Annotated in this window: 17 protein-coding genes; 7 read left to right on the forward strand and 10 right to left on the reverse strand. The window is 67.8% G+C overall.

Features of this window, described 5'->3' with window-relative positions; translation table 11 throughout:
* Positions 1 to 123: 123 nt before the first annotated feature.
* The 3 genes from DB354_RS20220 (at position 124) to DB354_RS20230 (ending at position 3,773) form a co-directional block, all read left to right on the forward strand.
* Positions 124 to 1,257 carry an ATP-grasp domain-containing protein gene (locus DB354_RS20220; protein ID WP_107837454.1) on the forward strand — a complete coding sequence of 378 codons (1,134 nt, stop codon included), beginning with the start codon at positions 124 to 126 and terminating at the stop codon, positions 1,255 to 1,257.
* Positions 1,254 to 2,372, forward strand: a complete 1,119-nt coding sequence (locus DB354_RS20225) for a GNAT family N-acetyltransferase (RefSeq protein ID WP_107837455.1) — start codon at positions 1,254 to 1,256, stop codon at positions 2,370 to 2,372. Before DB354_RS20220 ends, DB354_RS20225 begins: the two co-directional genes overlap by 4 nt.
* A 96-nt stretch (positions 2,373 to 2,468) precedes the next feature.
* Entirely contained in the window at positions 2,469 to 3,773 is a 1,305-nt protein-coding gene (locus DB354_RS20230; RefSeq protein ID WP_107837772.1) for an acetamidase/formamidase family protein, read from the forward strand.
* Between the two features lie 83 nt (positions 3,774 to 3,856).
* Here DB354_RS20230 and DB354_RS20235 read toward each other — a convergent pair whose 3' ends face one another.
* Entirely contained in the window at positions 3,857 to 4,147 is a 291-nt protein-coding gene (locus DB354_RS20235) for a hypothetical protein (protein WP_158277631.1), read from the reverse strand.
* Positions 4,148 to 4,263: 116 nt separating this feature from the next.
* Here DB354_RS20235 and DB354_RS20240 point away from each other — a divergent pair, with 116 nt between their 5' ends.
* Complete coding sequence (locus DB354_RS20240) at positions 4,264 to 5,115, forward strand: MBL fold metallo-hydrolase (RefSeq protein WP_146180344.1); 852 nt, start codon at positions 4,264 to 4,266, stop codon at positions 5,113 to 5,115.
* 297 nt (positions 5,116 to 5,412) lie between these two features.
* On the opposite strand, the gene DB354_RS20245 is transcribed toward DB354_RS20240, so the two are convergent.
* The 7 genes from DB354_RS20245 to DB354_RS20275 form a co-directional block, all read right to left on the reverse strand.
* Positions 5,413 to 5,676 (reverse strand): HPr family phosphocarrier protein, encoded by a 264-nt coding sequence (locus DB354_RS20245; protein ID WP_107837458.1) that lies wholly within the window; start codon positions 5,674 to 5,676, stop codon positions 5,413 to 5,415.
* 5 nt (positions 5,677 to 5,681) lie between these two features.
* The gene (ptsP, locus tag DB354_RS20250; protein ID WP_107837459.1) at positions 5,682 to 7,508 is read right to left on the reverse strand and encodes a phosphoenolpyruvate--protein phosphotransferase; all 1,827 of its coding nucleotides are present in this window, start codon (positions 7,506 to 7,508) and stop codon (positions 5,682 to 5,684) included.
* Positions 7,509 to 7,518: 10 nt separating this feature from the next.
* Positions 7,519 to 7,968: a PTS sugar transporter subunit IIA gene (locus DB354_RS20255; protein WP_107837460.1), complete on the reverse strand. Its 450-nt coding sequence runs from the start codon at positions 7,966 to 7,968 to the stop codon at positions 7,519 to 7,521.
* An 11-nt stretch (positions 7,969 to 7,979) separates the two neighbouring features.
* Positions 7,980 to 9,998: a PRD domain-containing protein gene (locus tag DB354_RS20260; RefSeq protein WP_107837461.1), complete on the reverse strand. Its 2,019-nt coding sequence runs from the start codon at positions 9,996 to 9,998 to the stop codon at positions 7,980 to 7,982.
* A gap of 6 nt (positions 9,999 to 10,004) precedes the next feature.
* On the reverse strand, positions 10,005 to 11,423 hold the full coding sequence (locus DB354_RS20265) for a PTS mannitol transporter subunit IICB (RefSeq protein WP_107837462.1): 1,419 nt from the start codon (positions 11,421 to 11,423) through the stop codon (positions 10,005 to 10,007).
* 352 nt (positions 11,424 to 11,775) lie between these two features.
* Positions 11,776 to 12,678, reverse strand: a complete 903-nt coding sequence (locus tag DB354_RS20270; protein WP_107837463.1) for a glycerophosphodiester phosphodiesterase family protein — start codon at positions 12,676 to 12,678, stop codon at positions 11,776 to 11,778.
* A 50-nt stretch (positions 12,679 to 12,728) separates the two neighbouring features.
* Positions 12,729 to 15,119 carry a TonB-dependent receptor plug domain-containing protein gene (locus tag DB354_RS20275; RefSeq protein ID WP_107837464.1) on the reverse strand — a complete coding sequence of 797 codons (2,391 nt, stop codon included), beginning with the start codon at positions 15,117 to 15,119 and terminating at the stop codon, positions 12,729 to 12,731.
* Between the two features lie 307 nt (positions 15,120 to 15,426).
* On the opposite strand from DB354_RS20275, the gene DB354_RS20280 reads away from it, so the two are divergent.
* Genes DB354_RS20280 through DB354_RS20285 form a run of 3 tightly spaced genes read left to right on the forward strand, consistent with a single transcriptional unit; the run spans position 15,427 to position 18,054 of the window.
* Complete coding sequence (locus DB354_RS20280; RefSeq protein WP_107837465.1) at positions 15,427 to 16,866, forward strand: MFS transporter; 1,440 nt, start codon at positions 15,427 to 15,429, stop codon at positions 16,864 to 16,866.
* Entirely contained in the window at positions 16,866 to 17,075 is a 210-nt protein-coding gene (locus DB354_RS22850; RefSeq protein ID WP_199226895.1) for a hypothetical protein, read from the forward strand. Before DB354_RS20280 ends, DB354_RS22850 begins: the two co-directional genes overlap by 1 nt.
* A gap of 43 nt (positions 17,076 to 17,118) precedes the next feature.
* Positions 17,119 to 18,054, forward strand: a complete 936-nt coding sequence (locus tag DB354_RS20285; RefSeq protein ID WP_343205597.1) for a mannitol-1-phosphate 5-dehydrogenase — start codon at positions 17,119 to 17,121, stop codon at positions 18,052 to 18,054.
* 68 nt (positions 18,055 to 18,122) lie between these two features.
* On the opposite strand, the gene DB354_RS22420 is transcribed toward DB354_RS20285, so the two are convergent.
* The gene (locus DB354_RS22420; protein ID WP_158277633.1) at positions 18,123 to 18,266 is read right to left on the reverse strand and encodes a hypothetical protein; all 144 of its coding nucleotides are present in this window, start codon (positions 18,264 to 18,266) and stop codon (positions 18,123 to 18,125) included.
* 86 nt (positions 18,267 to 18,352) lie between these two features.
* Complete coding sequence (locus tag DB354_RS20290) at positions 18,353 to 20,731, reverse strand: transporter substrate-binding domain-containing protein (RefSeq protein WP_158277634.1); 2,379 nt, start codon at positions 20,729 to 20,731, stop codon at positions 18,353 to 18,355.
* Positions 20,732 to 21,045: the final 314 nt, after the last annotated feature.

Raw genomic sequence — 21,045 nt, forward strand, 5'->3', positions numbered from 1 at the left:
GGGGCCGAGTTAGCGGAAACGCGGAAAAGCGGTCAAGGTGATGGGCCGTCGACAATTTCGATGCGTGCCATCGGCAGTTTCGATTAGCGCGCCGCGCCCCGGATCGTCTACGGTGGCGGCCGCATGCACGTCCTGGTCCTCGGTTCCCGCGCGCCCATCGCCGCCGATCTCGCCCGCGCCCTTGCGGCGGCCGGGCACCGGGTGTGGCTCGCCGACAGTGCGTGGGTGCCGGTTGCGGGAGGAGTTGGCGGCGTGGCGGGGCACGTGCGGCTGCCGGCCCCCCGGAGGCAGTTTGGGCTGTTTCGGCGGCGCCTCGCCGAACTGTGTGCCGCACGGGCAATCGACGTGGTGATCCCGGTGTCGGAGGAGGTCTTCTGGCTCACCGCGGCGGCGGATGCGTTGCCCGCGGGCACGCAGGCGCGGACGAGTTCGCTGGCCGTGCTGGCCGAGCTGCATGACAAGGCGCGGTTCGCGGGGCTGGCGGCACAACTGGGGTACGGCGCCGAAACGAATGTGGAACTGCGTTCCGCGGCTGACCTGGCGGCCGTGGCAAATCCGGAGTCGTTCGTCTTCAAGCCCGTGTTCTCGCGCTTCGCTTCCCGGGTGTTGATTCGACCTTCGCGCGCGCGCGTCGCGCGGCTGCGGCCAAGTGCCGCCGATCCGTGGCTGGCGCAGTCGTTCGTGGCCGGTCGGGAACTCTGCGCCTACAACGTGGCGGACCGCGGCCGGCTGCTGCTGCACGTGGCGTATGAGCCCGCCTTCCGTTTCGGGGTCGGCGCGAGCGTCTACTTCTCCCCCGTGACCAGCGCCCCCCTGCGCCTGCTCTGTGAACGGTTCATCGCGGCGACGGGGTTCACGGGGCAGATCAGCTTCGACGTGATCGACGCGGGCGATCGATTGGTGGCGCTGGAGTGCAATCCCCGCGGAACCAGCGGGGTCCATTTGGCGGTTCAGGCGCCGGACGCGCTCGCGGCCGCGCTGTTGGGCGAGGCGGGGCCGGTGGGGCCAACGACGTTCATGCCCGAGCCGCGCATGCTGCTCCTGCCGCTGCTGTTGCAGTCACCGGGACTGGTCCTGAGGGCGCGCGGGCGCGATGCCCTGGCCGGGGCGCGGGACGCGCTGGCGGTCGCGGGCGTCTCGCCTGGGCGGCAGTTGGGCGCGTTGGCGGAGATGGCGGTGCGCGCGCTTGGCGCCGGGCTGGGCCTGACGCGGGCAACCACCGCCGACATCGAGTGGAACGGAGAGGAAATCGCGTGAACGCCGATCTCGGCACCGAGGCGTCGTGGCAGCGGTTCCTCACCGCCGGGTTGCTGGGCGGTGTTTCGCTGGTGAGCAACGCGGACGTGGAGGTGGCCGCGTGGTCCGTGGGGCAGGAGCCGGTGCCGCTCGTCATCAACCGCCGCGGCGACCGCGACTGCAGTTGGGTCGCCAGCTTGCGGAACGCCTACGGTCCCTATGCGCGGGCGGAGACGGACATCGTGAAGATGAGTCGGTGGGTGCGGCCGTGGTATCTCGCAGGCTCGCTCGCCGCGGAACGACTGCTCGCCGCGGGCGGGCTCGCGGGGGGCGCTTACCTCAACAACTGGATGCTCGCGACGAACCTGTATCGCACGGAGTTCTCCGCCGCTGCCGTGCTGGCCGGACTCGATGACCTCGTACGTGCGGTGGACGGACTGCCGATTGTGATCCGGTCGCTCACGCCGCCGCTGCATGCGACCTTGATCCAGGAACTCGCGGCGGCTGGCTTCCTGCTGCTGCCTTCGCGGCAGGTGTGGATCGTGGACGACCCGGCGTCGGGCGAATGGCGCACGCACCGGGATCCTCGCCGCGATCTCGAGCTGGCGCGGAGCACGGCGTCGCAATGGGCGTGGGTTCCGGAGGCGGACTTCACGCCGGAGGACTACGCGCAGGCGTGGCGGTTGTACCAGCGGCTGTACCGGGAACGTTATCCGCGTTTCAATCCAGACTACACCGCCGAGCTTTTGCGGCTGGGGGCGGCCACGGGGTTCCTCGAGATCCACGGATTGCGCCGTGCGGAGGGCGGTCCCTTGGTGGGATTCGTGGGCATGGCGCATCGCGGGGCGCAATCCTGCACGCCTTTGCTCGGATACGACATTGATGCGCCGGCGTCACTAGGGCTGTACCGCCGCTTGATGCTGCGGGCGTTTCTCACCTGCGAACGCCGGCAGTCCCGCTTTCACTGCAGCGCTGGCGCGGGAAGCTTTAAGTACAACCGGGGGGCGCGCGCCTCCGTGGAGTACGCGGCGGTCTGGGCCAATCACCTGCCGGCCTACCGGCGGGCTGGGTTGAGAACGCTCAGCCGCGTGGTCATGGCCAGCGTGGTGCCGTATCTCGAGACGCATCGCTGCTGATGTGTGGCTTGCCGGGAAGAGTGGCGGATGGCGTTCACGGGGGAGGGACTCCCCCTTGGTAACTTTACCGAGCGAGGGCGGTTGATGATGGAGCACATGATCACGCGCCTCTTCTCCTTCCTTGTTTTGATATCGGTGGCTTCGCTGGCGGCGGCGGCCGATGGTTCAACCTGGCTCGTGGCGGTCGACCTCTGGGGAAATCCGCGCTACCAGACGTTGAATCTGCAGCCGGCCACCCTGGACGGGCGTTTCGTGGGCGATCTCGATGGCGACCCGCTGCGCGGCGGCACCGCGGCGCAGGCGATCGAATTCACGGCCAGGAAAGGCGAAGCCACCTTCGTCTTCACCGGCACGGTCGACGGCGAACGCATCGCGGGCACCGCGCAGTTACCGGATCCCAACGACGCCGGAAGACAGGTCCGCCATGCCTTCACCGCCCGGAAATTGCCGGCGCGGGCGGATTCCCTCCCCCAGCGCCACGAATATCTGCCGGAGGACTTCAGCAACGAATTCAGCCCGCATCGGGCGCCCGTGTTGACGGTGTGGCCGGGCGACACCGTTGCCACGAAGACGATCGATTCGGGAGGCCTCGACGAGCATGGGCGCACCCGTTCCCTCTACGGCAATCCCCAGACGGGGCCCTTCTTCGTCATGACCGCGCAGCCGGGCGACACGCTGGCGGTGACGCTGGTCCGCGTCCGGTTGAACCGGGATTTTGCCGACAGCCTCGACGACCTTGTCGGACGCATCCGAACCCCTGCGCTGGCCTCCCGGGCCGCAGGGCTGGGCAAGCGCGTGCGGTGGAAACTCGATCGTGCGTCGGGGCTCGCGACGCCGGCCGCGGTAGATGCGCCGGGGTTGCAGGGCTTCGGCGTGCCGGTGCGCCCCATGCTCGGCGGCCTGGCGCTGGCACCGGGATTCGGCGCCGCACCGCTTTCGAGCGGCGACACCGGACGCACCGGCGGCAATATGGATTTCAACGGGGTTGTGGAGGGCAACACCGTCTACTTGCCGGTGCAGCAGCCGGGCGCCCTGCTCTACTTGGGGGATGCGCACGCCCTGCAGGGGGACGGCGAGACGACGCAATGGGCGCTGGAAACGTCCATGGACGTCGAATTCCGGGTCGAGGTGATCAAGGGGAAGTCGATTCAAACGCCGCGCGTGGAGTCGCCGACGGAGCTCATGGTGCTGGGGCAGGCGGGCTCACTCGACGACGCCCTGCGGCAGGCGACCGACGGCATCATCCAGTGGCTGCAAAAGGACTATGGCTTGTCGCTGTCGGAGAGCGCTCAGGTTCTGGGAACGTCGGTTCGTTACAGCGTGGCCAATCTGGCGGGCCGAAGTGTGGGAGTGGCCGCCAGGATCGCGAAGTCCGACCTGTCATCGCTCGAGCGACGGTAGCCACCTCTCATGCCCCGACGGTCTGCTCGGCCGCTGCGCGTCCCGTGACTCTTAGCTTGGGCTTCGCGCCGCCGACCGCCGCGCTAAGCCGCGCGGAGGAAATGGAGCATCTCGACGCTCGGGTCGCGCGCCCAAGGCGTGCGCTGGACCAAGCGAAAGCCGCCCGACGAATACATGCGTTGTGCCGGCGCGAAGAAGGGCAGGGCGAGCGTGGAAACGTGGATCTCCGCGACCTTTCTCTCCACGAGGCGGAGGAGAATTTCCTGTAGCTGGAGCCGGCCGTAGCCGAGTCCTTGATACGCGGGCCGGATGCAGTTGTGGCCGATGCGGGCAGATTGAGGGGCGGCGCGGGGGTCGAACGAGCCGAAGCCCACGAGCGTCTCGTGGATCGCGCTTCGGTGCTTCCGTGCAGGCGAGCCGACCGCGCGCCGCGGCCGAGACTGCCCTTTTCAGGCTCGTGCCGGCAGGGTTGGGGCGCGAGGCTCTCGCGATGCGTTCGGTGCTGCTGCTGCTGCTCATGATTCCGGTGCCTGGTGCCGCCGCGACCGCTCCGGGGCTGGCGGATTCGGCGGCCGTCGGTCGCGGCCCGGTGGCGCCGAGCCCGCGGGCCGAGATCAAGCTGTCGGACGACCTCGTGCTCCGCGAAATCGGCGACGGCGCGTTCGTCGTCGCGCACCGATTCCCCGGGCTCTGCAACTCCGCGCTCGTCGAGATGGCGGATGGCACGCTGGTGCTCGCCGGGACCCCGTGCACCGCGGACGCGACGCGTGAGCTGCTGCGCTGGGCACGGGCGCGCTGGGGAGAGCGCCGCGTCGTCGCGATCAACAACGGCTATCATTACGACAATCTCGGCGGCAACGAGGCGCTCCTGGCCGCCGGCGTCGCGGTGTACGGCTCCGACCTGACGGTGCGGCTGCTCGCGGAACGCGGCGAGGCGACGCGTGCGCTCACGTTGCGGCTCATCGGCGGCGAGACCTCGCGGTGCTACCGGGCGCTCGCGGAACAGCGGTACCATGCGCCCGATCATGTGTTCCGCGCGGCCGACGGGCTGACGCTGATGTTCGGCGGCGAGCAGGTCCGGGTGATCTACCCCGGTCCCACGCAGGCGCCCGACAAGGTGCTCATCTATTTTCCCGCCCGGAAGCTCCTGTATGGCGGCTGCGCGCTGATCGGTGGCCCGCGGCTGGGCAACATGGCGGAGGCCAACGTGAGCTCATGGCTGGCTGCGGTGCGCGATCTGCGCGCGCTCGCGGTCGAAGTCGCGATCCCGGCGCACAGCCCGAACCTCGCGCCCACCGTTCTCGCCAACACTGAAGCCCTCCTCGCGGCCGCCAGCCGGTGAGCCGGCGCGGCGCCATCGCGTCCGCTCCAATCAAGTCCCAATCGCCCCACCGAAGGACCCGGGGGTAACGAGGGCTGCAATTATAAAGCGCCGAGACGCAACGGCTAGCGGGATAATGTCCGGATACTCAGAATAATGTCCGGATACTCGCCCGGATAATGTCCGGATACTCCGGGGAGCCCGGCGCCGCCAGATGCGCGGCGGACCGTGCGCGGAGGCATTGTCACACCTTCGTGCCCGCGCGCTAAGCCGTACCTGGCCCCGACCCATGCCGTTTTCGCACGGGCGAAAACGGCATCATTCAGCGTGCTGTTGCTGGAGGAGCCGTCCCAGGCTGGCCACCGCCTCCGCCGCATCGGGCCCCTCGGCCTCAATGGTGACGGTATCGAGGTGCCTCGCGCCGAGCGTGAGGAGTCCCAGTACGCTTTTCCCGTTCACCGCCTTGCTGCCCTTCCGCACCCGAATCGTGCTCGTAAAAAGGGCCGCGGTTTCCGCGAAGCGGCGTGCTGGCCGGGCATGAAGCCCGGTCAGATTGTGGACGGTCTGCACTTGGGTCGGCATGGCGTTCAGGCGGAGGTGGCGGCGACGGCGGCGGCGACCTGCTCGGCGCTTCCGAGCCCAACGCACTCCCGCGCGAGACGCACGTTGGCCGCGTGGTCGAGCCGCGCCAGTCGCGCCCGCGCCTCGGGAATCAGGTCCGGTGGCATGCTGATCTCGTCGACGCCGAGGCCGTCGAGCACGGGCAGGCCCAGGGCGTGCGAGCCCATCTCGCCGCAGACGCTGACGCGCTTGCCGTGGCGATGCGCCGCCTCGACCGCGCGCTGGATCAGCTGGAGCACGGCGGGATGGTGCGCGGCCTGGAGGTGCGCCAGCTGCCCGTTGAGGCGATCGGCCGCCATCGTGTACTGGGTGAGATCGTTGGTCCCGATGCTGAAGAAATCGACTTCGCGCGCGAGCGCATCGGCGGTCAGGGCGGCGGCGGGGGTTTCTATCATGATGCCAAGCGGCAGATCGCGAGCAACGGGCTCGCCGCGGGAGACCAGTCCGGCCCGCTCCTCGGCGAGCCACTTGCGCACGGTGCGGACTTCAGCGACGACGGTGACCATCGGTAGCATGATCTTCAGCCGGCCGCGGACGCTCGCGCGCCACAGGGCGCGCAGCTGCGCGCGAAAGACGACCTCCTGCTGCAGGCACAGGCGTACTCCGCGCACACCGAGGAAAGGATTGGCTTCGTGGACCGGGGTGAGTGCTTCGACCTGCTTGTCGCCGCCGAGATCGAGCGTCCGAATTGTCACTGCATGGGGCGCGGCCCGCGCCAGCATCGCGCCGTACAACGTGCTGAGCTCCTCCTCGCCGGGTGGACAGTTGCGCCCGAGATATGACAGCTCGCTCCGGAATAGCCCGATGTGCTCCGCGCCCCGTGCCATGGCTCCGGTAATGTCCTCCAATCGGCCGACGTTCGCGCCCAGCGGCAATGGTCGGCCGTCGGCGGTTTGGCTCGGGCGGTGCGGATGGCGGGCGCAGCCGATACGCGCCTTGCTTTGGTGCGCTAGTTGCTTCCGGCACGCGCTGATCTGCTCCAGCGAGGGCGAGAGCAGGATTTCGCCCGTGGTGCCGTCGAGGCAAAGCGTGGTGTCGCGGGGAATGATCGTCGTTGCCTGCGGCACCCGCATGACCGCTGGCAACCCGAGGCCACGGGCCAGAATCGCGGCGTGCGAATGGGCGCTGCCCAATTCGGTGATGAACCCGCGCACGTGCGCCAGGTCGAGCTGCGCGGTCTGCGACGGGGTGAGCTCTGGCGCGACGATAATGACGTCGCCGTCGAACTCCTCGGGGGCAGGGGTCGCGTCGCAGGCCAGCGCGGTCTCGAGGCGCTCGGCCAGGTCGCGGAGATCGGCGGCGCGGGCCGCGAACCGCTCGTCCTCCGTGGCGCTGAGCTCCTCCGTGAACGCTTGCGTGACCTCGCGCAGTGCCGCGCTCGCCGCGATCGCGCGGGTGCGGATCAGCTCGTGCACGCGGTCGAGAAACTCGGGATCGGCGAGCAAGGCGAGCTGGACGTCGAAGATCTCCGCCTTCGCCTCGCCGAGCCGCGCGCGCGTCTGCTCCCTGAGCTCGCGCACGACCGCAGCCGTCGCGGCAGCGGCCGTCTTGAGCCGGGCTGACTCGTCCACGGCGCGCACCGGGACGGGGGGGGGCGGAGGCGCGGGCGGAGTCGGCCACAGGTGGACGGCGCGGCCGATCGCGACCCCGCCCGAGGTCGGCTGGCCGGTCAGGCGCGTCGTCGTTTGTGGCACCCTGTTGTGATGCTCGCTTAGCACGGGCGGCCTTCTGGTATGCGGGCAATGGGCAGAACGCGTTGGGGCGCTGGTCCCGCGCCGCGTGCGCAGGGCCATGACATGGGTTTCATGCGGGCAGACTCGACTCGAGCTGAGCCAGGATCTCGGCGGATTGGCGCGCGGACAGCAGCCGCTGCAGCTGGGTGTCGTCGCTGCAGACCTCGGCGATCGCCGTTAGCAGGTCGAGGTGGCTGTCATCCCGAGCCGCCAGACCGATGACCAGGCGGGCGGTATGCCCGCCGCCGAAATCGACGCCGCCCGGGACCTGGAGGATGGCCAGCCCGGGAGCGTGCACGAACGCGAGCGCCTCGCGGGTGCCATGGGGAATGGCGACGCCGTTGCCCAGGTAGGTCGTCGCCAGCTGTTCGCGCGCAAGCATGGCCGATACATAGGCGCTGCTGACGTGGCCCGCCGACACGAGCAGGTTGCCGACGGCCTGGATCGCGGCTTCTCGGCTGGCGGGGCGGGCACCGACGACGATCTTGTCGGCGGAGAGAATCGGTAAAGGAGGGGGCATGGCGCGGAGGACTAGTTTTGCGGGGACTGATCGAGCGTGCGCGCGAAGTAGTCCCGCGCAGCCGCTTCATCACCGCTGGCGAGAATGGCGACCGTGGCCGGCTCGACGAAAAGTGAGCTGAGCTGGCTGAGAATGGCGGTCTGGGCGGGTTCAAGATCCTGAGGCGCGAGCATCAGCAGGCATTGCCGGATGGTCGTGCCGTCGGCCGTGGCGATCGGCCGTTCAGGGACGTGGAGGGTAAGCGAAGGCCGCGTGATCCCGTGGTCGCGAACGTGTAGAAACACCAGCTGGCTGCCGGGGAGCACGAGCGGAGTCTGGCCGAGGCGGTGCGCGAGCTGGTCCAAGTGCGTCTCGCCCTTGGCGAGCGTGCCATCCGCGAGCAGGGGGGCCATCAAGTCGGCGAGCGCGTCGGTCAGGGAAGCCGAGCCGGGCGTGAACCGGCAGACGCGCCAACGATGCAGCAGGTCCAGGGTGAAGCTCGCGCGGCGATGACTGTCGCTCAGCCGCGCGAGCGCTTCCCCGCCGGCGCAGGCGACGGTCTGCGGTGGCGATCCGAGTTCCGCGAGGGTGGCGCGGATCTTCCGGACATCATTTTCCGGCAGGATCGGGCTGACGACGACGTGCCGTCGATGCGGAAGGTCGAGGACGACGGTGGAGAGAATCAGGTCGCAACCGGCCGGATCGATGGCCGCCGCCTCGTGGGCGGGGCGGACCGCGATGACGTCGATCTCGGGCAGCTCGATGCGGAGGCGCGAGGAGAGGAGTCGGGAAGTGCCGATGCCGGACGGGCAGACCACCGCCGCCCGCCAGCGGCGCTGCCGGCGTCGCTGCAAGGCGGAGCCGAGGTGCATGACCAGATAGCCGATTTCCGGGTCTGGCAGAACTGGGGCGACAAAAGTTGCGTCCGCGGCGGCGCGGGCGACGGCGAAGACGTCCGGATAGTTCTGGCGCACCTGGTCCAGCAGTGGATTTCGAATCTCAAGGTGGTGGCGGAGCCGATGTTGGGTGCGATGAAGATGCGAGAGTAGACCGTCGAGCAAGGCGGGATCCGCGCCCACGGGCACGCAGAGCCGGCTCTCGCATTCGAGGAGAAACTGTTGCGCCAGCAAAGGCAGCTTCTCGTCGACCGGCGGGGCGCCGAGGCCCTGGAGGAACCGGGCCAGCCGTTCCAGTTCGGCCTCAGGCGGGGCGAACGAGACGAGCCCCATGACATGCGGGCGCAACACCTCGACAAGGGTCGCGGTCTGGGCATCGGCGCCCGGGAGGCGTTCGCAATAGCGGCGGGCTCCGGTGCGTTCGAGAAAGACCGCGAGATGGAGCGCAAACTCCAGCCGGGCGGCGGGCTCGAGCGCGAAGTGGCCCGCGGCTTCGCAGGTGTCAATCAGCCGGGCGGCGGTGGGCAAGTGGCCAGGCGTAAGCAACTGCCAGGCCGGGTGCAGCAGGGCATCACCGGCCGGCGGCACGGGTCGCGCGGCGTCGCGGCAAAGCGACAGGAGTGCGGCCTCGTCGAACTGCACAAAGAACACCTCGACGATCGCGTGGCGCCGGTCGTTTTCCGTGCCCTGGAGGCTGACCCCGTGGCCGCGTTTGCGCTGCAGGGTGAGGCGTCGCGTGCGAAACCAGGGATCAAGGACGTCGAGGTCTGCGGTGATCGTGGTGATGGTCACGTCCAGGTCGATGGCCAGGGCGTGCAGCTTCAGCGGGCCAGAGCTGGCGAGCAGCTGGCAGGTGAGCCAGGCCTGGCGATCGACCGGGCGAACCTGCCCCACCCGGGAGGTGGGAAGCTCCTGCCGCAGCTGGGCCTGATGCTCGGGTGCGCCTCCGAGGCACAGCCCGGTGCCCGCCTTGCGATGGAGTGGAATCTGGTAGGCGCGGAGGAGCTGCTCGATCTGTGGCAGGTCCCGGCGGATCGTGCGCACGCTGGTCCCCACCGCGCGCGCGATCTCGCGCGCCGTGAGGCGCCCGGGCGCGGCCAGGAGCTGGTCGAGAATGAGGCGCTGACGCAGGGGGATGCTGCTGGCGAAAGGCACGGCGCGTTAGGACTTCGGGGCGAAGCGTCGCACGAGTTCGTCGTACACCGCCGTCTTCAGGAAATCGTCAAGGGACACATGCTCCGCATCAGGCAGTTTCTGCCGGGCGCGGGGGGTGAGGCTTTGCTGGGTAACCACGAGCCGGGCGTCTGCTGGCAACTCGCTGATGGCGCAGTTGGTGACGGGCAGGGTGATGCCGGCGGCGCGGAAGCGTTTGCGGAGGAGGGAGGCGCCCATGGCGCTTGAGCCGAGTCCGGCATCGCACGCGAACACGACTCCCGTGGGGACCACGGCGGGGGAGACTGCCGGCCGGGGGGCGCGGGCCGGGGGCGTCTTGAGTGCGCGGGCGTGGACCTGCGCCGCGGCCAACGCCCCGGCGTCGGATTGCCGGCCGGTGAACCGCAGCAGGATGGCGGCGATGCTGAAGGATACCGCGGTGGAGACGGCGACGCCGGCCAGCACCGCGCCGAGGCCGTGTTTCGGCGCCATGGCAAGATAGGCGAAAATGCTGCCGGGCGAGGGGGCTGCGACCAGCCCGGCGCCGAGTGCGACGAAGGTGAGCGTGCCGGCCATGCCGCCGCCGATGGTGGCGATCAGCAGCCGCGGTGCGATCAGCAGGTGCGGAAAGTAGATCTCGTGGATACCCCCGAGGAAGTGGATGACCGCCGCGGCGTGCGCCGATTGGCGCACGGTGCCGCGGCCAAGCCAGCAATAGGCGAGGAGCATGCCCAGACCAGGCCCGGGGTTCGACTCGAGCATGAACAACACCGAGGTGCCGTGGACGCCCGCTTCCGTCATGGCCACCGGCCCGAGAATTCCGTGATTGATCGCGTTGTTCAGGAAAAGGACCTTGGCGGGTTCGATGACAACGTGCGTCAGCGGCAGCAGATGGTGCTCGACGACCACGGCGACGCCGTGGGCGAGAAGGGTGCTGATGTTGTCGACCAGTGGACCGGCGGCACTCCAGGCCAGCAGCGCGGATCCGCCACCGATCAGCCCGACGGAGAAGTTGTTCACCAGCATTTCGAATCCCGGACTGACGCGCGCGGTCGTCCAGCGATCGGTGCATCGGAGGAGCCAGGCCGCGGCCGGGCCGCAGATCATCGCGCCGAGCAGCATCGGCGTGTCAGCGCCGACGATCGCGCCAAAGGTGGCAATCGCGCCAATGACTCCGCCGCGCGTCCCGTGTACCATCTGCCCACCGGTGTAGCCGACGAGCAGCGGCAGCAGAAACATGATCATCGGCCGCACCAATTGGGCGAGATGCTCGTTGGGCAGCCAACCGGACGGGACGAAACACGCGGTGATCAGGCCCCATGCCATGAACGCGCCGATGTTGGGCATCACCATGCCGCTGAGGAAACGTCCGGTGCTCTGCAGGTGCGCGCGGAACCGGGAGGCGGCGGGGCGGGGAGAAAAGGCCATGGGGTGCGGACGGGGAGGGGTTAGGCAGGGATTCGGGGCAGGCATCGACGAGACCGGCGTGCCGTGGTCAGCCCCTGCTCGGTGGGGTCGGACGCCGCGCGGGCGCCAGACGGGCCGGGACTCATCCAACGGATGGCGGGTGGTAACGTCCCCGGCGGGCGGCAGCGTGCGCAATGGGAAAAAGTGGCAGCATCGGCCGGGTGCGTTGGTGACAATATTGGAGTTCTCTGCCCGAAGCAGGTGACGCGTAAGCAAATTGCAGGATCGCCGTGCAGATGGCTGGCATCACGGCTCGGCCGAGCTGCCGTCCGGCAGCCGGACGGCAGACGAGGGCCGAATGGAAATACGGCATTCAGCGCCGTCCGAAACGGGGGAGGATCGCGAGCAGCATGTCCGGAAAATCCGTCCCAACGTTGCGAATCCCCATCGCGAAGAGCTGTTCGTAGATCGCAGGGTCTTCGATGTTCCAGGGCTGGATCTGGAGCACGATGCCGAGGGCATCTAGTTCCCGCTGCGTGGAGAGCATGAAGTCGCGGCTCATGTTATAGCGCCCGGCCTTCTCCGTCGGTCGCAGGTGAAGATGCACGATGTAGATGCCGGCATAGTCCGCGGCCCGCAGCCGGTCCAATTGGGCGGCGATTTCCGACTGGGTGCCGCCCATCCAGATCATGGTCTGCGACTCCGGGACGCGCTGGCGCCAGGCCTTGATCAGGTCGTGCCGGTTGGTGGTGAAGATCACCTGCCGGTCGACGCCGTGTTCGCGCACCATCGCGGCGAGGCGGTCGAGGTCGATATCTTTGTAGTCGAGGTAAAGGAACTTCCGCGGGTCGCGGGCCATCACGGCGAAGACTTCGTTGAGCGTTGGGATGCGCTGGCCGGGCCGGCCGCGAAAGGCTCCGACGTCGACGGTCTTCAGTTCGGCCAGCGTTAGGTCGCTGATCCGCTTCCGTCGAATGTCATCCGGCGCGCCTGGCGCGGTGCGGGCGACCGTGTCGTCGTGGATGACCACAATCACGTCGTCCTTGGTGGTGCGGACGTCGCACTCGGGCACCATCTGGCGGGCCCACGTGTACTCAAACGATTCGATGGTGTTCTCCGGCTGGTGCATGCCGCCGCCGCGGTGGATCGGAATCGAGCGGATACCGTGCTCGGCGTACAGGCCGGTGAGCCGGGCCCGCAGCTGTTGTTCCGAGGCATTGCCGTAGGCGGTGGTGCCGAGCAGGGCGATGAGCGCGCTGGCGATAAGAGTTTTCATGAAGGAAGAGAGACGACGGGCCGGGCAGGCCGGCCCGTCGTCTGGTGTTGCTAGAATCGAACGCCCATGACGACCTGCCAGTCCAGACCGGGATCGATCGTGTAGCGGTGGCGTTCGGCGACATAGTAGATTTCGCGGTTGTCGAACAGGTTGCTGACCTTGAATGAGGCATCGTAGCTATACTTGCTGCGCTTCGGCTTCCACTTGTAGCCCACGGTCGCGTCCACGCGCCACCACTCTGGCACCGGGCTCCAGTCCGGTTCGTTGCGGGAGTTCGCGGGATTCACAGGACGTTCGCCGGTGTAGATGGTGCCGAGGCTGACGTTGAGCCCCTTGAGCCAGCCGCGTTCGAAGTTGTAGCGGTTGAACATCGTGAAGCGGTACTGCGGCTGCAGGTCCTTCGCCTCGCCCGTGATGTCGTTGCGGGCGTCCGTGTCGGCGACGCCGCCGAAGACGAGCCACTGGTCCGTGATGCGGGCGTTCCAGCTGAGTTCAAAGCCCGTGCTCCGCTGCCCGCTCACCTGGATGTAATACCCGGTGCGATCGGGGTCGGGATCGGCCTTGGTGACATTGTCCTGCAGGATGTCAAAATAGGTGAACAAGCCCGTCAGGCGGCCATCGAGGAAACTGAAGCGCAGGCCGATTTCCTTCTGTTTGCCCTCTTCGGGATCGAGGCGGGAGCCGTCGGGCTGGGAGCGGAACTCGGGGTTGAACGAGGTGTTGAGGTTGGCGTAGAGCGAGAGGGTGTGGCTGCGGTTGAGATGCCACACGGCGCCGGTGCTGTTGGTGGTGGCGCTGGTGTTCTGGGAGACGGTCGGCGCGCTCGAACGCAGGACCTTGTTCGGATAGCTGCCGCTCGCGAACGCGATGGTGCGGCGCTCGACCTCCGAATGGCGCAGACCGGCCATGATCCACAGTCGATCCTTGGCGAACGAGAAGACGTCGTTGAAGTAGTAGTCTTGGTTGGCCGTCACCGTTTTCGTGCAGGCGTCGAGGTAGTTGTAGGGGCGGTGCGGTCCGACCCAGGTCGGGCCTTCCGCTGCGCGATCAAAAAGGTTGATCGGCATGTAATTGTTGATGTTGAAGCCCGCGAGGGTCGGATCCGCGAGAAACTGCTGGTACGTGAGATTGGGAAAATAGTTGTAGGGATTGCCGGCGTTGGCGGTGCTGAGGCGACCGTCGCCATACAGGCGGGAAGGGTTGGTGATGCCGCCGTGGGCGCGCACCGCCAGGTACGAGGTGTTGTAGTCGTATACCTCGACGGTACCGAAGCCGAAGAGCATGCGGTGATGCAGCGGGCCGGTCGATTTCTGCCACACGAGTTCGTGGCGGGAGTTGTAGCCGTAGGTGCGGCGCGGCTGGTCGCGGAACAGGCGGGGCATGAGGGCGGTGTCCTTGAGGATCGTGAGGCCGGACGAGGCCGCCTGGTGCTCATAGAGCTTCTGCTCCTTGCCCTCGAACTGGAACTGGGAGCGGAACTGGAGATCGCGGCTGAACGCGTGCTGGAAGTTGTAGGAGCCGACGTTGCGGTATTGGCGGCGGTAGTCCTCGGGCTCCACCCAGTTGATCTTGCGCGGCAGAATGTGGTACGTGCCGTCGCCGGTGGTGATGCCTTTGAGATCGCCGTTATGGATCGGCGTCTCCCAGGAACCCTGGGTTTCGCGCCAGTTGTAGAGATACTCGAGCACGAGCTTGGTCTGGGGCGCGATCTGCCAGGTGAAGGACGGAGCGAAGGAGTCCTCCTTCTTGCTCTGGCCAAACCAGGTGTAGCCGCGCTCGTGCACGCCGTTCAGTCGGAAGAGGAACCGTTTCTTGCCGAACGGCAGGTAACCGAAGTTCGCGTCGCCTTCGATGCGGATGGAACTCTTGTCGCGGAGAATGGTGCGGGCGCGATAGAACGGTTTGGGCTGGGGCTGCTTGGTGATGCGGTTGATGGTGCCGCCGTAACCGCCGGCACCGTACAGGACCGCCGCCGGGCCGCGGATCACCTCGACGCGGTCGATGTTGGCGAGCGGCTGCGAGCCGTTGCCGGTGGCCTGGGCGAAGCCATTGAGGAAGTTCGCGCCGACACTGGCGGAACCGCGCGCCAGGAAGCCGTCGTTCTCGGTCGTGCGCTGGGCGGACGCCTCGAAGGCGAGGAGGTCCGAGGTGTCCGTCGCGAGAATGTCCTCCATGAACTGACTGTTGAAGATCGTCAGGTTCATCGGGATGTTCTCGATCGGCGTGTTCATGCGCGTGACCTCCGCCGCATTGGCCGACTGGTAGCCCAGGTCCTTGTTGGTCGAGACTTCAAACACCGAGAGGGTGATGACCTCGTTGGGATCAGTCTTGGCGGCGGCCGGGCCGGAGGGCGCCGGGGCGACTTGGGCGGAGGCGGAACCAAGCGCGAGCGCCAGACAGGACGCGCTCAGGAAGCCGGCTCGAAGGAGGGAGCGTTGCATACGGAGTGGAGTTGGGGTTGCGCGGACGCGATGGCGCCTCGCGTGTCACGGGTATCGAACGCCGCGCGGCGGCCGGGCAACGGAAAGAACCACCAGTTTCGGCCGGTGGCGCTGCGGCCAAAATGAGACAGCCCCGTGGAGGTCGCGGTGACGCCGCCGCCCCGGGGAATGCTGGCGCGGCCGGGGCGTCACGCCGATCTGTCGGGGAAAGTTTTGGCACCAGTCCGGCGGGGCTGGGCTGGGTTTTCTTTCGATTGCTGGAGGTGCCGCCCGGTCCCGACAAGTGGGCGGGCGATCTGCCCTCTGTATGTCGGACCCCAATACACCATCCCCTGCCGGCGGTTCGGCGCTGCCGCCTCGTTCCGGCGCGCGGTGGCGCCTGCTGCAGATCTTCGCCCCCGCTCCCGTGGTCGCACCGGTCTCCACTGATCCACGGGAGATCGGCGCCCAGTATCGGTATTGGCAGCGGCGGATTCTCATCACCTCGCTGATCGGCTACGCGAGCTTCTACCTGGTGCGAAAGAACCTGAGCGCCGCCATGCCCGCGATGGCGGGTGATCTCGGGATTGGAAAGGCGGACCTCGGCTTGTTCCTCACGCTGCACGGGCTGCTCTACGGGGTGTCGAAATTTGCCAACGGGTTCCTCGGCGACCGCGCGAACGCGCGCACGTTCATGGCGGCCGGCCTGTTGCTCTCGGCCGGTGTCAACCTGTGGTTCGGTTTTAGCTCGGCCGTGCTGACGCTGGGGCTGCTTTGGATGCTCAACGGCTGGGTGCAGGGCATGGGGTTCCCGCCGTGCGCCCGGCTGATGGGGCACTGGTTCCCGCCGCGGCAGCTCGCCACCGCCTTCTCCGTGTGGAACACGTCCCACTCGATTGGCGCGGGCATCGTCGTTGTCCTGTGCGGCTACCTTGCGAGCTACCATTGGCGGCTCTGCTTCGTCATTCCGGCCGCGCTGGCAATTCTCTGCGCCCTCTTCCTGCTCTGGCGTCTGCGCGACACGCCGCCGTCCCTCGGTTTGCCCGAGCTGGCGGGTACCGAGGAGGGCCCCCGCGCCCAAGAGGGATTCAGCGCGACGGATCTGCGGCGGGTGTTCGGGAATCGGCACATCTGGTTTCTCGGGCTCGCGAGTTTCTGCGTCTACACCATCCGGTACGCCATCCTGGATTGGGGCCCGACCTTCCTGACCGAGATGAAGGGAATCCGGCTGGCCGATGCCGGTTGGATTGTCGCGGCCTTCGAGATTTCCGGCGTGGTGGGCATGCTGGCCAGCGGTTGGCTGACCGATCGTTGCTTCGGCGGCCGGGGCGCCCGGTTGTCCGTGATCTCGCTGGCCCTCGCGGGCGTGTCGGTGCTGCTCTTCTGGCGGCTGCCGCTTTCCTCGATCGGCGTCAGCGTGGCGCTGATCTGCCTCACCGGCTTCTTCCTGTACGGACCGCAGGCGCTCGTCGGCGCCATTGTCGTGAACCTGGCGACGAAGCGCCTCGCGGGCACCGCCATCGGCTTCACGAGTATCTTCTCGTATGCGAGCACGATCCTTTCCGGGTGGGGCCTCGGCCGATTGGTGCAGGCCCGCGGTTGGGATGCCGCCTTCGGCGGCCTGATGATCATCGTGACGCTCGGCACCGCCTTGTTCGCGCTGAGCTGGCGGGCGAAGGCGCACGGCTACAGGGGGGCGGCGGACGAGCCTTCCCCGGCGGCCCCGGTCGCGGCACCCGTACTTGCGCCCGGCAAACCGAATTCGTGATGAATAAGGCAATCCAGTTTGGCGCCGGCAACATCGGCCGGGGCTTCATCGGCCTGGTGCTGGAGCACGCGGGATATCGCGTGATCTTCGCCGACATCAACCAGGAGATGGTCGATCGGCTTAACCGCGACCGGTGCTACACCGTGCATGTGCTCGAGCCCCAGGTGGCATCCGAAAAGAAGGCAGAACATGGACGAGAAGGTCTGTAACATCGGCGCGGTGAACACCGCCGCGGAGGCCCTCCTCGACGAGATGGTCACCGCGCAACTCGTGACGACGGCGGTTGGCTTGGCCGTGCTGCCGCGCATTGCTCCCGTCATCGCGCGCGGCATCGCTCGCCGGCGCGCGCAAGGGGTCAAGGAGCCGCTGAACGTGATTGCCTGTGAAAACGGCGTGCGCGCGAGCACGTTCTTGAAACAGGAGGTGCTGAAGCACCTGTCACCCGAGGATGCAGCCTACGCCGAAATCTACGTCGGGTTCCCCGACTGCTCGGTCGACCGGATCGTGCCGCCGGTGAAGAGCGCGAACCCGACCGATGTCGTGGTGGAGGACTTTTTCGAGTGGAATGTGGAGGCGGGTTCGTTCCGGGGCGACGCACCGCAGATCACCGGCATGAACCTGGCGGACAACCTCATCGTCTTCGTTGAGCGCAAGCTGTTCACGCTGAATACGGGTCATGCGGTCGCGGCTTACCTCGGCTGGCTCCGGCATCATCGCACGGTGGACCAGAGCATCGCCGACGCGCCCATTCGCGCCATCGTGCGGGCGGCCATGGTGGAATCCGGCCGCGGTTTGATCGCGGAGCACGGCCTCGATCCCGCCGCGCATGAACGGTACATCGACAAGATTCTCGCGCGGCTGGCCAACCCCGCACTGGAGGACGAACTCCCGCGCGTTTGCCGCGATCCGCTCCGCAAACTGGGTGCCATGGACCGGTTGGTGCGCCCGCTGGTTGTGTGCCATGCCCACGGGTTCAAGGTGGAGAACCTGCTGTGGGGTATCGGTGCCGCGCTTCGGTATGCGAATGCCGGCGACCCGCAGAGTGTTCGCCTGCAGGACCTCATTCAAACCAAGGGGCTCCGGGCCGCTGCGGCGGAAATCACCGGCATCACCGCGCCCGAATTGCTCGCTGGCATCGCGACCGCCTACGCCAACGTCGAGGCCCGGCTGAACGAGCCGGGAATCTAGTCCAGTTCACCTCGCGCCAACCCCTGAGGGACCGTGCCGGCTTACTCGGCGCTGGCCCCTTGCCGTTTTCACACGGGCGAAAACGGGACGAAGCGGTTCTCGCGGCCACACCAAGGGCAAAACCAGCGCGGGCGGTCCGGGGCGTCGCCGATGGACCACCACTTGTGGCAGGCGCCACACTGGAAATGGCGGAGCGTCTCGGTGGATTGCATGCCGGCAACCGGCGCCGCTGGGGCAGGCGGGCGAGGGGAGCGACGCGTCGGGGCGCGTTGAGGTTTTGCCGGCTGAGACGGCATCGTCAGGCCGGCGGCATCGCCGCCGCCAGCGCCTCGCGGAGCTTTTCCACGGTGAACGGCTTGGTCAGGGAGGCCCTGAATCCGTACTGCGTATACTGGCGCAGCGCCTCGTTGTCGGCGTAGCCGCTCATCACGATGGCGCAGACGTCGGGATCGAGCCGGCGCAGGCCCTCCAGCGCCTCGAGCCCGCCCATCGCGCCGCGGACGGTGAGGTCGAGGATGACGACGGTGAACGGCTGTTTCGCTTCGAGCGCGTGCCGATAGTGTTCGACCGCCTCGGCGCCATCGGAGGCGAGGGCGACTTCGTAGCCAAACTGGCGGATTACGCCGCCGAGCGCGGCCTTCACGCCTTCCTCGTCATCCATGACGAGCACGCGGGGCACGGCCGGGCGGGCCCGTGTCGTCGTGGCCGGCGGGGTTGGCATGACGTCGCACGCAGGCAGGTAGATCGAAAAGGTCGTCGCCTCCTGCGGCGACGAGTGCACCAGGATGGTGCCGCCATGCTGCTTCACGATCGAAAGGGAGATCGTCAGGCCGAGGCCCATGCCCTTCTGCGGCCCGCGCTGCTTGGTGGAGAAATAGGGATCGAAGACTGTGGCGAGCAACTCCCGGGGGATGCCAATCCCCGTATCGTGGATGTTGATGCGCACGTAGCGCCCGCTCTCGAGTCCCGGCACGCCGTCCTTGCGCAGGGCGAGATTCTCGGCGCTGACCGTGACCGTGCCGCCATGCGGCATGGCCTCGCGCGCGTTCAGGACCAGGTTGCGGATGACCTGCCCGATCTGCGCGGCATCGACGTCCGCCATCCAGAGGTCCGGCGTGAGTTGCAGTTCAAAGCGGCAGGAAGAGCCGCGGAGCGCGAGCTCGGCCGCGTTGCGCAGTGTCGCCTCCAGCGCGGTGGGTCGGCGCACCGACACGCCGCCCGTGGCGAAGGTGATGAATTGCTGCGTCAGGTCGTGGGCCGACATTGCCGCCTTCCGGATTTCGGCGAGATGACGGTTGATGTCCTCGCGCGTCGCCTTGGGCCAGGAGGCCAGGTCGGTGTTGAGGACGATTGCGGCGAGGAGGTTGTTGAAATCATGGGCGATGCCGCCGGCGAGGAGGCCGGTGGATTCGAGCTTGGCGCGCACAATCCGGTCCTCCTCGGCGTGGCGTTGGAGCGTGAGATCGGTATGTGTGCCGACCATGCGCAGCGGGTGGCCGTGGGCATCGCGTCGGACGACGACGCCCCGGTTGAGAATCCATTTCCAGGATCCGTCCTTGCAGCGCATCCGGTATTCGGCGGTGAAGGGCGCGCTCTGGTTCCGCAAGTGGGCCCGGAGTGCCTGTTTCAGCCGCGAGCGGTCCTCCGGGTGGATCAATCGCGTGGCCGCGGTGATCGTGGGCTCAAACTCATCGTCGGCATAGCCGAGGAGCGCCTTCCAGTCGTGCGAGTAGAGCACGTTCCGCTCGGCCATGTTCCAGTCCCACACCGCGGCGCCGGAGCTCTCCAGGGCGAACTTCCAGCGCTGTTCGCTCAGCCGCAGGGCCTCGGCCTGGCGCGCGAGCCGGGCCAGCATGTGCCGCTGCCAGCCGATGAAGATGGCCACCGCACACAGGCCGAATCCGATGGGCAGGAGAAAGGGTTGGACGTCCGCAAACCGCAGCCGGCGCGGCTCGATCGGGCCAATCCATTTCGCGTACAGCTCATCGAAGGTGCCGTTGCGCATCACGGTCGCGAGCGCCTCGTTGAGGAGGTTGAGCGTCGCCTGGTCGCCCTTGTGCACGCCGAAGTGGAACCGGTACGTCACGTCGGTGATGATGTGGCGCGCCAGCCCGTGCTCGTTGATGAGCGAGTGCATCAGGCGCGTGGACATGAACGCCGCGTCGCATTCGCCGCGGTGCGTCGCGTCGAGCGCCTGCTGCCAGGTCTCGTAGGTCAGGAGCTTGGCGCCCCAGGCGCGATTGCGCAGCATTTCCGAGTACGCCGCGCTGCTGCGCATTGTCGCGACCGTCCGGCCGGCAAAATCGGCGCGGCGGCGAATGGGGGGGCGGTCGCGCCGCTGGAACACCATGCCATGCAGCTCGGCGTGGGCGATGGAGAGCGCCATCTCAGCCTCGTTTGTCGGCGTGGACAGGACGTTGCCGTAGGCATGGAGCCGCCCCGCGTTGAATTCCGGGATATGCTCCTTCCAGAAGCCTGGGATGATCTCGATTTCGACGCCGCTCACCCGGGACATCTCGCGGAGCAGCTCAACGGTAAAGCCTGTCGGCTGCCCCTTGTCGTCCACGTAGGCGAGCGGCGGGGCGGCGCGATCCACGCCAACCCGCAGCCGCGGCGCCGCGGTCAGCGCGGTGACGGAGCCGAGTACCGCGATGAGCCAGCGGAGGCGAAGGAGCATGGGGTGGGAGGACGCCATGGCGGTGGGGGAGGTTGCTATGACCAAGGAGGCGATGCGGCGCGACCCTGAATTCACCGCAATTCATGGTCTTTGCCTCGTGCAACGCATTGGCGGCAGCCCCGGGGAACGGGGGCGAGTGAGGGTGAAGGGCAAAGTGACCGGCGACGTGCCGTCGCTGGAGTGAGAGTGAAGGTGACCGGTGGCCGCGCCGCGGGAGTGAAGATGGCAGGCGGGGTGCGCCTCCGCCGGAGTGAGGAGCCGAGATGGGCGCGATGGTGAGCGGAACGCGGGGTGGGGCGGGGACGGAAAACGGC

Source organism: Opitutus sp. ER46, from assembly GCF_003054705.1.
Classification (GTDB): Bacteria; Verrucomicrobiota; Verrucomicrobiia; order Opitutales; family Opitutaceae; genus ER46.

Coding starts and splice junctions, on each gene's coding strand:
- DB354_RS20290 (WP_158277634.1), bottom strand. CDS start 20,731: ATGCTCCTTCGCCTCCGCTGGCTCATCGCGGTACTCGGCTCCGTCACC.
- DB354_RS20240 (WP_146180344.1), top strand. CDS start 4,264: ATGCGTTCGGTGCTGCTGCTGCTGCTCATGATTCCGGTGCCTGGTGCC.
- ptsP (WP_107837459.1), bottom strand. CDS start 7,508: ATGGCCCTGCGCACGCGGCGCGGGACCAGCGCCCCAACGCGTTCTGCC.
- DB354_RS20275 (WP_107837464.1), bottom strand. CDS start 15,119: ATGCAACGCTCCCTCCTTCGAGCCGGCTTCCTGAGCGCGTCCTGTCTG.
- DB354_RS20285 (WP_343205597.1), top strand. CDS start 17,119: ATGGTCACCGCGCAACTCGTGACGACGGCGGTTGGCTTGGCCGTGCTG.
- DB354_RS20255 (WP_107837460.1), bottom strand. CDS start 7,968: ATGCCCCCTCCTTTACCGATTCTCTCCGCCGACAAGATCGTCGTCGGT.
- DB354_RS22850 (WP_199226895.1), top strand. CDS start 16,866: ATGAATAAGGCAATCCAGTTTGGCGCCGGCAACATCGGCCGGGGCTTC.
- DB354_RS20265 (WP_107837462.1), bottom strand. CDS start 11,423: ATGGCCTTTTCTCCCCGCCCCGCCGCCTCCCGGTTCCGCGCGCACCTG.
- DB354_RS20230 (WP_107837772.1), top strand. CDS start 2,469: ATGATCACGCGCCTCTTCTCCTTCCTTGTTTTGATATCGGTGGCTTCG.
- DB354_RS20220 (WP_107837454.1), top strand. CDS start 124: ATGCACGTCCTGGTCCTCGGTTCCCGCGCGCCCATCGCCGCCGATCTC.
- DB354_RS22420 (WP_158277633.1), bottom strand. CDS start 18,266: ATGCAATCCACCGAGACGCTCCGCCATTTCCAGTGTGGCGCCTGCCAC.
- DB354_RS20270 (WP_107837463.1), bottom strand. CDS start 12,678: ATGAAAACTCTTATCGCCAGCGCGCTCATCGCCCTGCTCGGCACCACC.
- DB354_RS20245 (WP_107837458.1), bottom strand. CDS start 5,676: ATGCCGACCCAAGTGCAGACCGTCCACAATCTGACCGGGCTTCATGCC.
- DB354_RS20280 (WP_107837465.1), top strand. CDS start 15,427: ATGTCGGACCCCAATACACCATCCCCTGCCGGCGGTTCGGCGCTGCCG.